Genomic DNA, 13592 nt, shown 5'->3' on the forward strand with positions numbered 1-13592 from the left:
CCCCCGTACTGGACGTACTTGGGCTTTCGGCCGGTGCGGCGAGAGTGCGTGCCGGGCACCGCGACGCCGCGGACCTCCGTCAGACACCCCCTAGAGGCCCTCCGGGGCTCAGAAGCCCTCCGGGGCGGCCCGGACCTCGGCCAGGCGGGCTTCCTCGGCCGCGGCCGCCGTGAGGACGCTGTCGAGCAGGCCCGGGAAGAGCTCCTCCAGTTCCTCGCGGCGCAGGGCGTTCAGCTTGGTGGTGCCGCGGTAGGTCTGACGGACGACACCGCTCTCCCGCAGGACGCGGAAGTGGTGGGTGGTCGTGGACTTGGTGACCGGCAGCTCGAAGGAGGAGCAGGCCAGGGCCGAGGCCGAGCCGTCGAGATCCCGGACGATGGAGAGCCTGACCGGGTCGGAGAGGGCGTGCAGAACGCCCTCCAGGCGGATGCCGGCCGCCTCGGGGTGGGCGAGGGCGCGGGCCGCGTCACGTTCCGTCATGTCCCTGCTCCGCTCGCTCGCCGTGGTCGGGCCCCCATCGTACGAGAGTCATCGTATGAGCAGGGCCGGATGCGGGCCCGCCGTCACCAGGACCGGTGGTACGGGGCGGGCGTACGGATCTCACCGCCCAGTTCGGCGGCCGCGCGGCGGGCCCAGTACGGGTCGCGCAGCAGCTCCCGGCCCAGCAGGACCGCGTCGGCTTCGCCGTTGGCCAGGATCTTCTCGGCCTGCTCCGGTTCGGTGATCAGGCCCACGGCGGCCGCGGGCAGGCTCGTCTCGGCCTTCACCCGGGCCGCGAAGGGGACCTGGTAGCCGGGGCCGACGGGGATCGTCACCCCGGGGGCGAGGCCGCCGGTGGAGACGTCGAGGAGGTCCACCCCGTGCTGCTCGAGCAGTCCGGCCAGCCGGACCGTCTCGTCGGCGGTCCAGCCGGCGTCCTCCAGCCAGTCGGTGGCGGAGATCCGGAAGAACAGCGGGAGCTCCTCGGGCCACACGGCCCGTACGGCGTCGACGACTTCGAGGGCGAAGCGGGTGCGGTTCTCGAAGGAGCCGCCGTACGCGTCGGTGCGCCCGTTGCTGTGCGGGGAGAGGAACTCGCCGATCAGGTAGCCGTGGGCGCCGTGGATCTCCACGACCTCGTAGCCCGCCGCGAGGGCGCGCTCGGCCGCGGCCGCGAACTGCCCGACGATCTCGTGGATCTCATCGATGGTCAGCTCGTGGGGGACCGGGTGGTCTTCGGAGAACGGCACGGCGCTCGGCGCGACCGGCTGCCAGCCGTGCGCCTCGGCTCCGACGGGTCCGCCGCCCTTCCAGGTGCGGTCGGTGGAGGCCTTGCGTCCGGCGTGGGCGATCTGGATGCCGGGGACCGTGCCCTGCGCCTTGAGGAAGGAGGTGATCCGACGCAGTGCCTCGACCTGGGTGTCGTTCCAGATGCCGAGGTCGTAGGGGGAGATGCGCCCCTCCGGGGAGACGGCGGTGGCCTCCTGGATGATCAGGCCGGTGCCGCCGACGGCGCGGGCGGCGTAGTGGGCGAAGTGCCACTCGTGTGCCACGCCCGCGTTCGGACCGGAGGCGTCGGCGCTGTACTGGCACATCGCGGCCATCCACACGCGGTTCGGGATCGTGACCGAGCGGAGGGTGTAGGGCGCGAACAGGGCTGCGAAGGCAGCGGGGGCAGCACTCATCAGGGCTCTCCAGACGTCACCGGGCGCACCGGGGATCGGCGGCTAAGTACGAGAGTCACCGTACTACGAAATCTCTCGTACTACGAGACCTCTCGTACAAGAGCGTCGAGCTCCGCCCGCAGCGCCTGCGCGAGGGCGGGCAGGTCGGGGACGGCCGCGGCGTCGGCGACGAGGCCGTAGTGGGCGGTTCCCTTGTAAGTGGAGACCGCCACGGCCAGGGACTGCCCGTGGGCCAGCGGGGCGAGCGGGTAGACCTCGCGGACCCGGCTCCCGCCGAGGGAGAAGGTCAGGCCGGGCAGCGGGACGCTGGTGATCAGGATGTCGAAGAGCAGCCGGGCCGCCTGGGCGACGATCGGGCCGCCGAGCCGGTGGCCCAGCGGGTGGACGTGGTCGGCGAGCAGGGCGACGGCCCCCGCGCCGCGGGCAGGCCCGGCGTCCTTGTTCCGGTCCATCGCCGCCCGTACCCGGTCCAGGCGCAGCAGCGGGTCCCGCTCGGCGAGCGGGAGCCGCAGCAGGTACCCGGACAGCCGGTTGGCCCCGCCGCCCCCGGGCCGGCCGCGGCGGGAGACGGGGATCAGGGCGCGCGGCCCCGGCCCGCTGGGCGCGGGGTCGCCCCGGCCCTCCAGCCAGCGCCGCAGCGCTCCGGCGACCACGGAGATCAGCACGTCGTTGACGGTTCCCCCGGCGGCCTTGCGGACGAGGTTGACCTCGTCCAGGTCGAGCGCGAGCCCCGCGACCGTACGGGCTCCCGCGCCGGAGGCTCCGGCGGTGAGCGCCCCGGGGACCCCGAGCGGCAGCCCGGCGCGGGCGACGGCTGCGCCGATCTCCAGGGCCTGGCCGACCCCCTGCACGCGGGCCGCCAGGACGCCGGGCAGCCGGCGCAGGGCGGCGCCGGCCCGCTGCCCGGGAAGGGCCGGCTGCTCGGGGAGGGGGCGGGGCGCGGGGCCGGGCGGCGCGGATGGCCGCAGGGCAGGGTCCTCGTCGAACAGCGCCGCGGCCAGGGCGAGCGCCCCCAGGCCGTCGGCGAGGGCGTGGTGGAACTTGAACAGGACGGCGAAGGAGTCCGGGTCCGGCCCGGCCAGCACGTGCGCCTCCCAGGGCGGCAGGTCCCGGTCCAGGGGCCGTGCCATCAGCGGGCCCGCAGCGGTGTGCGGGAGGGGGTCGTCCGTCGGGACGAGGAAGACGTGCCGTGCGGGGTCGAAGCCCGGGTCGGGGGACCAGGCGGCGGCGCCGACCGGCAGCAGGACGTCCCGGATCCGGCGGCGCAGGCCCGGGACGGCGGCGCAGCGGGCGGCGAGCAGTTCGGCGGCGTGCGCGGCGGCGTGCCCGGCGGCGCCGGATCCGCGGCGGCCGCCGGCCGTGAAGACGGCGAGGGCGCCCAGGTGCATGGGGTGGGCGGCGGATTCGATCCGCCAGAAGGCAAGGTCGAGCGGAGACAAGTGCTCGGTGGCCACGTACGTCCTCTCGCGTGCGACTGCGGTGGCCTGAAGTCAACCCATTCCGAACACCCGCATGCAAGCAACCACCATTTCACGGTCGTAAACGAGTGGTAAATGATCAGTATGAATCAGTGATTCCGAGCACCGCGCCGCCCGCCGGGCCGCTGTCGGTGGGCGGGTGCAGACTGGCCGGAAAGCACTGGAGCATGGACGACGAAGTCCGGAGGTGCGGCCATGGCCGACGTACTGCTGCTCGTGGGTACCCGCAAGGGGCTCTTCATCGGACGCCGCCGGGGCGGAGGCCCCTGGGAGTTCGACGGTCCCCGGTTCAACGCCCAGGCCGTGTACGCCCTCGCCATCGACCGGCGCGATCCGCAGCCCCGGCTGCTGGCCGGCGCGGACAGCACGCACTGGGGGCCGTCCGTCTTCAGCTCCGACGACCTCGGGGCGACGTGGCGGGAGCCGGCCGGGGCGCCGGTGAGGTTCCCCAAGGACACCGGCGCCTCGCTGGAGCGGGTCTGGCAGCTCCAGCCCGCCGGGCCGGAGGCGCCGGACGTGGTCTACGCGGGCACGGAGCCGGCCGCGCTGTTCCGCTCGACGGACCGCGGCGAGTCCTTCGAGCTGGTGCGCCCGCTGTGGGAGCACCCGAGCCGGGGCAGCTGGCAGCCGGGCGGCGACGGCGAGGGGCTGCACACGGTGATCACCGATCCGCGCGACCCGGACGCGGTGACGGTGGCCGTCTCCACCGCGGGGGTGTTCCGCACGAAGGACGGCGGGGCCAGCTGGGAGCCCTCCAACGACGGGGTGTCGGCGGTCTTCCTGCCCGATCCGCACCCCGAGTTCGGCCAGTGCGTCCACAAGATCGCCCAGGACGCCGGGAACACGGACCGGCTGTACCTGCAGAACCACTGGGGCGTCTACCGCAGCGACGACGCGGGGGCCCGGTGGACCGACATCGGCGGCGGACTGCCCTCCGACTTCGGCTTCGCGGTCGCCGCCCACCCGCACCGGCCGGACACGGCCTACGTCTTCCCGATCAACGCGGACTCCGACCGGGTGCCGGCCGAGCACCGGTGCCGGGTCTTCCGCACGCGGGACGCGGGCGCCAGCTGGGAGCCGCTCTCGAAGGGCCTGCCCGCCGGGGACCACTACGGCACGGTGCTCCGCGACGCGCTGTGCACGGACGACGCCGACCCCGCCGGGATCTACTTCGGCAACCGCAACGGCGAGCTGTACGCCAGCCACGACGACGGCGAGACCTGGCAGCTGCTGGCCGAGCACCTGCCCGACGTCCTGTGCGTACGGGCGGCGACGATCGGCCAGTAGAGTGATCCACCGTGGCAGCACGACCGTTGAACGAGATCGTCGAGCCGGGCTGGGCCCGGGCTCTGGAACCGGTGGCGGGACAGATCGCCGCGATGGGCGACTTCCTGCGCGCCGAGATCGCGGCGGGCCGGACCTACGTTCCCGCCGGGGCCCACGTCCTGCGCGCCTTCCAGCAGCCCTTCGACGAGGTCAAGGTCCTCATCGTGGGCCAGGACCCGTACCCCACCCCGGGGCACGCGGTGGGCCTGTCCTTCTCGGTCGCGCCCGAGGTCCGGCCGGTGCCGCCGAGCCTCGACAACATCTTCCTGGAGCTCCACCGGGACCTCGGGACCGGCCGGCCCGCGAACGGCGACCTCACCCCGTGGACCCGGCAGGGCGTGCTGCTGCTCAACCGCTCGCTGACCACCGCGCCCCGCAGGTCCAACGCCCACCAGGGCAAGGGCTGGGAGGCCGTCACCGACCAGGCCATCCGGGCGCTCGCCGCGCGCGGCAAGCCGCTGGTGTCCATCCTGTGGGGCCGGGCGGCCCGCAACCTGCGGCCGCTGCTCGGCGAACTGCCGGTGGTGGAGTCCTCCCACCCCTCCCCCAAGTCCGCCGACTTCGGGTTCTTCGGGTCCCGCCCGTTCAGCAGGACGAACCGGATGCTGGTGGAGCAAGGATCACAGCCTGTGGACTGGCGCTTGCCGTCCGTCAGTTGACCCTGTCTGCTCTTCACCGGATAAATGCGGACAGATGCCACCGGGGACGGCCCTGCCCGAACACCCGGTTCCGATAAGCCAGTAGCATGCGGCGCCATGAGCTCCCCCACTGGGCCCGCAAATGGCCTGCCCGTACGAATGCCGCGACCCCGCCAGACCGGACGGCACCGCCGGCCCGAGCCCGCGGCGGCGCCCGAGGGCGCGCCCGCGCTGGTGCTCGCCGTGCCCGGTGTCCCTTCGGCCGCCTCGCGCGGGCTGGCGGAAGAGATCATCAGCATCGGCCGTTCCGAGCTGCCCGGCCTCGATGCCCGCGTCGGCTTCCTCGAGGGTGACGACGCCTCCGAGTTCCCGTCCCTGTCCGGCGTCCTGACCGCCGTCGCGACCGAGCGCGCCGCGCGTGCGGAGTTCGCCCGCGCCGCCGGCCACGAGGTGCCCGCGCCCACCGGCCCGGACGCCGTGGTGGTCCCGCTGCTGGCGGGCCCCGACGGCGACCTGCTGCGCCGGGTCCGCCAGGCGCTCATGGACTCCTCGGCCGCGGCCGAGCTGGCCGACGTGCTCGGCCCGCACCCGCTGCTCGCCGAGGGCCTGCACGTGCGCCTGTCCGAGGCGGGCCTGGCCCGCGCCGACCGCGCCCGGCTGTTCACCGTGACCACCGCCGCCGACGGCATCGTCCTGGCCACCACCGGCGGCGAGGAGGCCGTGCAGGCCGCCGGGATCACCGGGATGCTGCTGGCCGCCCGGCTCGCCGTGCCGGTCAAGGCGGCCGCGCTGGACCAGGAGGGCTCGGTGGCCGCCGTCGCCGAGCAGCTGCGCCGCGAGGGTTCCACGCAGCTCGCGCTCGCCCCGTACCTGATCGGCCCGGAGGCCGCCGAGGGGCTGCTGGACACCGCCTGCAAGGAAGCCGACTGCGCCGCCTCCGAGGTGCTGGGCGCCTACGGCGCGCTCGGCAAGCTCGCCGTTGCGCAGTACTCCGCGGCCCTCGGGCTCACCCAGGGCACCTCGGCGCACTGACCTGCCCCGCTCCCGGACGGACGGAAGGGCCCCCGCCGACCGGCGGGGGTGCCCCGTCACGGGGTCGACGTCGAACCAGGTGACGTCCCCCGAGTGCTCGTTGGCCGCGTAGAGGCGGCGCCCCGCGCGGTCCGCGGCGAGGTCCCGCGGCCAGCTGCCGCCGCAGCCCACGGCTCCGCCGGGCTCCGGCTCCTCGGCGCCCGCGGCCAGGGAGAAGGTCGCGATGGTGTCGGCGCCGCGGACGGCGACCCAGACGAACCGCCCGTCGGGCGAGGCGACGACCGCGGAGGGGTAGGCCCGTACGGCCGCTGAGGGGCCCGTGGAGGCGACCGGAACCTCGGCGACCGGTTCCAGTTGCCCCGCGGCCGCGTTCCAGCGACAGACGGTCAGCTGCGGCTCCAGCTCGTGCAGGACGTAGGCGACCGTCCCCTGCGGGTGGAAGGCGAGGTGGCGGGGTCCGGTCCCGGCCCGCAGGGCGGTCTCGGTGTGCAGCCGCAGCGCGCCGGTGGCCGGGTCGAGCGCGCAGACCCGTACGGAGTCGGTGCCGAGGTCCACGCTGAGCACCCAACGGCCGCTCGGGTCGGGCAGCACCTGGTGGGCGTGCGGCCGCTCCTGCCGGTCGGCGTCGGGGCCGGAGCCCTCGTGCGCGAGGACGGCGGCGGGCCCGCCGGGGCGGCCGTCGGCGGCGAGCGGGAGGCTGCTGACGCCGCCCGAGGTGTAGTTGGCGGTGAGCAGCCGGTGCCCGACCAGGGCGAGATGGGTGGGTCCGCAGCCCCCGACGGGGACGGGTGCGCCGAGCGGGGCGAGGCCCTCGGCCGTGGGCGTGAAGGCGGCCACCGCCCCCTGCGCGGTCTCGCTCACCGCGTAGAGCACGCCGGAGTCCCGGGCGAGCGCGAGGTACGAGGGGTCCGCGACGGCGGCGCCGGTGGCCGCGAGCGGGGTCAGGGCCCCGGTGGCCGGATCCACGGCCGCGGTGGTGACACCGCGGCCGCCCCCCGAGGTGAACGAGCCGATGTAGGCCCGGTGTCCGCCGCTTCGGTCCGTGCTGTCCGCGCCGTCCACGGGATGCCCCTCTCCGCCGTTCCGGATCCGTCCGGGGCCGACGGTAACAGAAGGTCTATACCAAATCCCGCCCTTGGGCCCGCTCCTGGGCGCCCGGGTGGTGGACGTACGCCGTGCTGCTCGGCCGGTCCTCGTACGTGCGGTGGAAGACCGGGGTCGCCGAGCCGGAGATCGGCGGCACGATCCAGGACCAGTCCGCGCCCACGTCCCGGCCCTTGCGCTCCTCCCGCTCCAGGTGGGACAGGAAGCGCCGGGCTTCGGAATGGTGGTCGGCGATGGTGACCCCGGCCCGGTCGAAGGAGTGCAGGACCGCCCGGTTGAGCTCGACGAGCGCGCGGTCCTTCCACAGCGAGCGGTCGCTGGAGGTGTCCAGGCCGAGCCGCCGGGCCACGGCGGGCAGCAGGTTGTACCGGTCGGTGTCGGAGAGGTTGCGGGCGCCGATCTCGGTGCCCATGTACCAGCCGTTGAACGGCGCGGCCGGATAGTGGAGGCCGCCGATCTCCAGGCACATGTTGGAGATGGCGGGGACGGCGTGCCAGCGCAGCCCCCAGGCCGCCCAGCCCTCGTCGTCGGGGTGCCCGATCGGTACCTCCAGGACGGCGTCCCGGGGGGTGTCGAACCACCGGGGCTTGTCGTCGACGCCCTGCACCACGAGCGGCAGGAGGTCGAAGGGGGTGCCGGCGCCGCCGGGCCAGCCGAGCCGGAGCAGGGCCTCGGTCAGCGGGGCGTTGCGGGCGTCGCCGACGGTGACGGAGTGGTGGTCCCCGTAGCCGGCGTAGCGGACGAGCTGTTCGCTCCAGATCAGCGGGCCGGGGCGGCCCGGGGCGTCCGGGGCGAAGACCGTGATCGTGGGCCGGACCCGGCCGCCGTTGGTCGCCTCGCGCAGGTGCGCGAAGCATTCGGCGGCGATGTCGTCGGCGTCGGTCAGCTCCCGGCGGTCACGGACCCGCAGGGAGTTCCAATAGAGCCTGCCTATGCAGCGGTTGCTGTTGCGCCAGGCCACCCGCGCCCCGTGGACCAGCTCCTCGGGGGTGTGCCGGTAGGTACCGGTCTCCGCGAGTTCGGCCCGAACAGCGGCGAGCCGGTCACGCGGATCGCCGGCATCACGGTTCTCCCTGTGGAAGAGTCGGATGAACTCCTCGGCCGCTTCCCACACCTGGGCGGTGGTGGAGCGCTGTTGAAGTATTTCCATCCCGGGCCGGTACCCCCTGTTCGACCAGATCCACCCTGTACGTGCCGGATGAATGTGCAATGAACACTCACCCGTTGTACATGCCGCAGGTCAGCGCCGCGGGCAAGGGAGGCACGGAACACTCCTCCGGGTGATCTTCACCGATAGGCCTGCGGTCGGCACTCGAAGGGGCGTACGATCCGCCGCAACACGGGAGTTGACCCGGTCCGCCGACGCGTCAGCGGCAGGGCCGGCTCATGAAGAGCGCCCGCTCCCCCGCCGCGGGCGTACCTCCGTACAGCGTGGTGTCGAGACCGCACAGGGTGAACCCCATGCGCCGGTAGGCGTGTACGGCCGGGGCGTTGACGGAGCTCACCTCCAACCAGAGGTGCTCGGCGCCCCGTTCACGGGCGAAGCCGGCCGCGCACTCGATCAGCGCGCGGCCGATGCCGCGGCCCCGGTGGCCGGGCGCGACCTCGATGTCCTCGATGGTCAGCCGCCGGTTCCACGCGGCGTAGCCCACGGCGGCGAAGCCGCACACCCGGCCGCCGTCGACGGCCACGTAGGTGCGCGCGTCCCCGCCCGCGCCGGCCCCGCCCCCGGAGCCCTGCTCGTCGTGCTCCTCGGGCGGGAACTCCTTGTAGAGCGGCGGGTCCGCGGGCACCTCGCGGAGCAGGAACCCGAGGCCGGCGCCGCCGGAGGGAACCACCTCGAAGACCGTATCGGTGGTGAAAGAACCGTCGAGGGCCTCGATCGCCCCCGCGTCCTCGGGGCGGGCGAGGCGGTAGACGATGCCGTCGGCGGAGCCGTGTGCGGTGGTCATGGGACCACGGTACGCAAAAAATCCCCCGGCCGAATTCGCTGCCGAGGGAGGAGAGAGCGTATATTGAATGGTTCATGACTTCGCTGGGAAAGGAAGGCATGGAGAAGCATTCGAGGACACTGTATCGCGGCAGGAGTGCAATTGTCAACCGAGGAATTCCGGAAAGAGCAGCAATTCGTCACCGACCTCTACCTGCGCCTCGACCACCTGCGTGACCAGGCCGAACGTGCTGTCGCAGGGGCTTTGCGCGAGGTCGCCAACGGGGCTCAGGCACGTCTCGAGCGCGATGTCCTGGTCGCTGAGCAGTCCGGCCTGCTTTCCGCACTGAATGCAGGAGAGAACGGCCTGTGTTTCGGCCGTCTGGAGTTCTCCGACGGCCGTGACCACCACATCGGCCGGCTCGGAATCCGCGCCGACGACGCGGAGCGCACGCCGCTGGTCCTGGACTGGCGCGCGGAGGTGGCCCGCCCGTTCTACCTCGCCACCGGCCACACCCCCATGGGCCTGCGCCGCCGCCGGCACATCAGCAGCCGCGGGCGGGTGGTCACCGCCCTGCACGACGAGATCCTCGACCTGAGCGACGCGGAGCGCACCGGGTACGAGGGCGCCGACGCGGACGCCGTCCTGCTCGCCGCACTGGACGCCGCCCGTACGGGCCGGATGCACGACATCGTGCGCACCATCCAGGCCGAGCAGGACCGGGTCATCCGCTCCACGCACCGCGGGGTGCTGGTCGTCGAGGGCGGTCCGGGCACCGGCAAGACGGCGGTCGCCCTGCACCGTGCCGCGTACCTGCTGTACGCACACCGCGAGCTCCTCGCCAAGCGCGGGGTGCTGATCGTCGGGCCGGGTCCCGCGTTCCTGGGCTACATCGGCGGGGTGCTGCCGGCGCTGGGCGAGACGGGCGTGCTGCTCTCGACGCCGGGCGAGCTCTACCCCGGCGTCCACGCGACCGGCACCGACCGGCCCGGGGCGGCCGCGGTGAAGGGCCGGGCGTCGATGGCGCAGGTCCTGGCGCGCGTGGTCGAGGACCGGCAGCGCCTGCCCGAGTCGGTGCCGGCGGGCACCGGCGAGGAGTACGACACGGTCCCCGAGCCCGCGCTGGAGATCGACCACGACGACTACGGGACGCTGCTGCTGGACCGCACGATGGCCTACGAGGCGCGGGACCGGGCCCGGGCCACGGGGCTGCCGCACAACCAGGCGCGGCCCTCTTTCGCCTTCGGGATCATCGACGCGCTCACGGCGCAGCTGGCCGACCGGCTGGGGGCGGATCCGTACGGCGGCCCGAACCTGCTGGGCCCGGACGACGTGGCCCAGCTGGGCAAGGAGATCGCGATGAGCCCCGCCGTGCACGCGGCGATCGACTCGCTGTGGCCCTCCCTGACCCCCGAGCGCCTGGTCGCGGACTTCCTGGCCGAGCCCACGCACCTGCCGGCGCACGAGGCCGAGCTGATCCGGCGCGAGCCGTCCGCGCGGCCGCAGTGGAGCCCGGCCGACGTACCGCTGCTGGACGAGGCGGCGGAGCTGCTCGGGGAGGACGACAGCGCGCGGCGCGCGGCCGAGGAGCGCGAGCGGCAGCGGCGCATCGCGTACGCGCAGGGGGTGCTGGACCTGTCGGAGGGTTCCCGGTCCTACGAGTTCGAGGACGAGGAGAACGAGTACCTGGCGGCGCACGACATCATCGACGCCGAGCGGATGGCCGAGCGCCAGGAGGAGGCCGACCACCGCAGCGCGGCCGAGCGGGCCGCCGCGGACCGCACCTGGGCCTTCGGCCACGTCATCGTGGACGAGGCGCAGGAGCTGTCGGAGATGGCGTGGCGGCTGCTGATGCGGCGCTGCCCGACCCGTTCCATGACCCTGGTCGGCGATCCGGCGCAGACCGCCGAGGAGGCGGGCTGCGGTTCGTGGGAGCGGATCCTGCGGCCGTACGTGGGCGAGCGCTGGGAGCTGGTCCGGCTGGGCGTCAACTACCGCACGCCGGCCGAGATCATGGAGGTGGCGGCCGCCGTACTGCGCTCCCGCGATCCCGGCTTCGCCCCGCCGAGCTCGGTGCGGGCCACCGGGGTGCGTCCCTGGGCGCGGGCGGCGGGCGACCTGGCGGGGGCGGTAGCGCAGGAGGTGCGGCGGGAGCTGCCCGCGCAGGGGCGGCTCGCGGTGATCGCACCGCGGGAGCTGCACGCCCCGCTGGCCGGGCAGCTGCCGGGCGTACGGGCCGGGGCGGAGCCGGATCTGACCCGGGAGGTCGTCCTCCTCGACCCGCGCCAGGCCAAGGGGCTGGAGTTCGACACGGTGATCGTGGTGGAGCCGGCCGACCTCCAGCCGAGCGACCTGTACGTGGCGCTGACCCGGGCCACGCAGGCCCTCGGGGTGGTGCACACCCCGGGCCGGCTTCCGCAGGGGCTGGAGGCGGCCGGGGAGGGGCTGCTCAGGCGCTGATGACCAGGGGGGCCCGCGGGTCGGTGCGCAGCGGGGCGGCGAGGGCGACGAGGGCGTGCTCGAGGCCGTGCAGGTGGGCGAGGGCCGGTTCCGCGGGCTCGGAGGGCCGGGGCGCGACGATGAGCTCCGGGGTGCTGTCGGGGGCCGTGAGCGCCTCGACGGCGGCCTCCACGCGCCAGCACGCGGCGGCCAGCCGGGCGTCGTGCGAGGCCTGCGGGTCGGCGGCGACGGCGACCAGCCCGCGCACCTCGCGGGCGCAGTCGTCGAGCAGCGCCAGGACCTGCCGGGCCCTGGCCTTGCGGGCGCGCAGCGGGCTCAGCGGGTGGACGAGCGGCGCGAGGGCCATCCGGACGCGGGCGAGCAGCATTTCCAGCTCGGCGGCGTGGGGGCCCGGGTCGGCGTCGGGGTTCCCCGCGAGCCGTTCCAGCGCGGCCGCTGTGGAGGCGCGGACGCAGTGCAGGGCGCGCTGGATCCAGGCGTCGTTGGCGGCGTGGGTGGTCACCGGGAGGATGATCACGACGGCGAGCGCGGCGCCGAGCGCGCCGATCGCGGTCTCCTGGAAGCGCAGGACCAGCAGGCCGGGGTGCAGGACGCCGAGGAGTCCGTAGAGCAGCCCGGCCATGACGGTGACGAAGAACATCATCCAGGAGTACGAGGGGGCGGCGGTGTAGAAGATGCCGAAGACGCACACGGCGACGAGTGCGGCGGTCGGCGCGGGCGCGCCGTGCAGCGGTACGGCGATCAGCAGGCCGGCGGCGATGCCGAGGACGGTGCCGAGGACGCGCCGGAAGCCCCGTACAAGGGTCTCGCCGCGCGAGGCGGTGTTGACGAAGATCCACCAGGCGGTGCCGACGGCCCAGTACCAGCGGTCCTCGGACAGGGCCTGGCCGATGGCGAGGGCGAAGGCGCAGGCGGCGGTGGCCTGGAAGGCCTGGCGGGTGGTGGGCCGTGCGAGGCCCGTGCCCGGCAGCCCGGGCGGGGCGGCCGCGGGCGGGGTGCGCCGTTCGATGGGCCAGAGCACGAAGCGCACGGCCGCGGCGGCGAGGAGGGCCAGCCCGACGGCGGCGTACAGCTCGGGCAGCTGTCCGGGGAGGGCGTGCAGGAACTGGGTGACGAAGAACATCATGAAGCCGAAGATGCCGAGGGCGTGGCCGCGCGGGCCCCAGCGGCGGGCGTAGACCCCGGCGAAGACGACGGCGAGGAAGGCGGCGTCCCGGGCGAGCGGAACCCCGTGCAGGGTGGTGGCCAGCGCGAGGACGGGGAAGCCGGCGGCGGGCAGCAGGGCGGTGGTGGCGCGCTGGGCGCGCACGCTGGTGTCGACCACGGTGAAGAGGGCGAGCAGGGCGGCCAGTCCCCCGGTGATGGAGGCGGTCAGGGACAGACCGCAGAGTTCCGCGAGGGCCACGGCGGCGGCGACGCCGATCACCGCGCGGGCCGAGTTGCGCAGTCTCATACGCCCCGGGTCCGGAGCCACGAACATCCTCTTCACGGCGGTGTGCCGCCCCCCTTGCAGTGGTGCGCGCCGGCCCGGCGGCCGCCCGGGGGTGGTGGGCGGCGCACGGGCACGGCGAAGCGCCGCGCTCCGGACGGCCTCGTTGCCGTCCGGCGCTGCGCGGCGCCGAAAGTACATGGATACGACACAGATAAACATCTGTGAGCCCACTGGCTCAACACGGCGCCTCGTGACTGTGCCAATGGCCCGATTTTCTGCCGCGATCTTCGGCCATGGGGGTACCAACGGACCGGCCCGGACGCCAGGCACCGACGCGAGGCCCGGGCCGGGGCACCCGGCCTTCGGCGGGCACGAGACGGCCGCGCCGGCCCGTGGACCGGCCGCCTCCTCGGGTGGGGGGCCCGGCGCCTGCTCGGTACGCCGGTGCGCCGGGTCCCGGCGGCCTTGCGGGCACCCGGTGGAATTCAGCCAATCGGAGAGGCCCGGCGCCGCCGCGCGCCGGGCTC

Annotated in this window: 10 protein-coding genes and 1 pseudogene; 4 read left to right on the forward strand and 7 right to left on the reverse strand. The window is 74.5% G+C overall.

What is annotated here, in order from left to right; genetic code table 11:
* Nucleotides 1-108: 108 nt before the first annotated feature.
* From AB0D44_RS26085 to AB0D44_RS26095, 3 genes are all read right to left on the reverse strand, one after another.
* On the reverse strand, nt 109-480 hold the full coding sequence (locus AB0D44_RS26085) for a helix-turn-helix domain-containing protein (RefSeq protein WP_362595241.1): 372 nt from the start codon (nt 478-480) through the stop codon (nt 109-111).
* 83 nt (nt 481-563) lie between these two features.
* Nucleotides 564-1664: an NADH:flavin oxidoreductase/NADH oxidase gene (locus AB0D44_RS26090; protein WP_362595243.1), complete on the reverse strand. Its 1101-nt coding sequence runs from the start codon at nt 1662-1664 to the stop codon at nt 564-566.
* 80 nt (nt 1665-1744) lie between these two features.
* A complete protein-coding gene (locus AB0D44_RS26095) occupies nt 1745-3118 on the reverse strand; it encodes a wax ester/triacylglycerol synthase family O-acyltransferase (protein WP_362595245.1) in 1374 nt (457 codons plus the stop codon).
* A gap of 219 nt (nt 3119-3337) precedes the next feature.
* Between AB0D44_RS26095 and AB0D44_RS26100 the strand changes: the two genes are divergently transcribed.
* From AB0D44_RS26100 to AB0D44_RS26110, 3 genes are all read left to right on the forward strand, one after another.
* Nucleotides 3338-4429, forward strand: a complete 1092-nt coding sequence (locus AB0D44_RS26100) for an exo-alpha-sialidase (RefSeq protein ID WP_362595247.1) — start codon at nt 3338-3340, stop codon at nt 4427-4429.
* 11 nt (nt 4430-4440) lie between these two features.
* The gene (locus tag AB0D44_RS26105; RefSeq protein ID WP_362595249.1) at nt 4441-5127 is read left to right on the forward strand and encodes a uracil-DNA glycosylase; all 687 of its coding nucleotides are present in this window, start codon (nt 4441-4443) and stop codon (nt 5125-5127) included.
* 96 nt (nt 5128-5223) lie between these two features.
* On the forward strand, nt 5224-6138 hold the full coding sequence (locus AB0D44_RS26110; RefSeq protein WP_362595251.1) for a hypothetical protein: 915 nt from the start codon (nt 5224-5226) through the stop codon (nt 6136-6138).
* A 42-nt stretch (nt 6139-6180) separates the two neighbouring features.
* Here the strand turns inward: AB0D44_RS26110 and AB0D44_RS26115 are convergent.
* The 3 genes and pseudogenes from AB0D44_RS26115 to AB0D44_RS26125 all read right to left on the reverse strand — a co-directional run.
* Nucleotides 6181-7200, reverse strand: a pseudogene (locus AB0D44_RS26115) (lactonase family protein); the annotation flags it as partial.
* Nucleotides 7201-7255: 55 nt separating this feature from the next.
* Nucleotides 7256-8392, reverse strand: coding sequence for a nitric oxide synthase oxygenase (locus tag AB0D44_RS26120; RefSeq protein WP_362595253.1), 1137 nt, complete (start codon nt 8390-8392; stop codon nt 7256-7258).
* A 217-nt stretch (nt 8393-8609) separates the two neighbouring features.
* On the reverse strand, nt 8610-9194 hold the full coding sequence (locus tag AB0D44_RS26125; protein WP_362595255.1) for a GNAT family N-acetyltransferase: 585 nt from the start codon (nt 9192-9194) through the stop codon (nt 8610-8612).
* 141 nt (nt 9195-9335) lie between these two features.
* On the opposite strand from AB0D44_RS26125, the gene AB0D44_RS26130 reads away from it, so the two are divergent.
* A complete protein-coding gene (locus AB0D44_RS26130) occupies nt 9336-11633 on the forward strand; it encodes an ATP-binding domain-containing protein (protein ID WP_362595257.1) in 2298 nt (765 codons plus the stop codon).
* Here the strand turns inward: AB0D44_RS26130 and AB0D44_RS26135 are convergent.
* Nucleotides 11623-13113 (reverse strand): FUSC family protein, encoded by a 1491-nt coding sequence (locus AB0D44_RS26135; RefSeq protein ID WP_362595333.1) that lies wholly within the window; start codon nt 13111-13113, stop codon nt 11623-11625. The genes AB0D44_RS26130 and AB0D44_RS26135 overlap by 11 nt on opposite strands.
* Nucleotides 13114-13592: the final 479 nt, after the last annotated feature.

It is taken from the genome of Streptomyces sp. NPDC048349, from assembly GCF_040651925.1.
Taxonomy (GTDB): domain Bacteria; phylum Actinomycetota; class Actinomycetes; order Streptomycetales; family Streptomycetaceae; genus Streptomyces.

Coding starts and splice junctions, on each gene's coding strand:
- AB0D44_RS26110 (WP_362595251.1), top strand. CDS start 5,224: ATGAGCTCCCCCACTGGGCCCGCAAATGGCCTGCCCGTACGAATGCCG.
- AB0D44_RS26085 (WP_362595241.1), bottom strand. CDS start 480: ATGACGGAACGTGACGCGGCCCGCGCCCTCGCCCACCCCGAGGCGGCC.
- AB0D44_RS26120 (WP_362595253.1), bottom strand. CDS start 8,392: ATGGAAATACTTCAACAGCGCTCCACCACCGCCCAGGTGTGGGAAGCG.
- AB0D44_RS26125 (WP_362595255.1), bottom strand. CDS start 9,194: ATGACCACCGCACACGGCTCCGCCGACGGCATCGTCTACCGCCTCGCC.
- AB0D44_RS26135 (WP_362595333.1), bottom strand. CDS start 13,113: ATGTTCGTGGCTCCGGACCCGGGGCGTATGAGACTGCGCAACTCGGCC.
- AB0D44_RS26100 (WP_362595247.1), top strand. CDS start 3,338: ATGGCCGACGTACTGCTGCTCGTGGGTACCCGCAAGGGGCTCTTCATC.
- AB0D44_RS26090 (WP_362595243.1), bottom strand. CDS start 1,664: ATGAGTGCTGCCCCCGCTGCCTTCGCAGCCCTGTTCGCGCCCTACACC.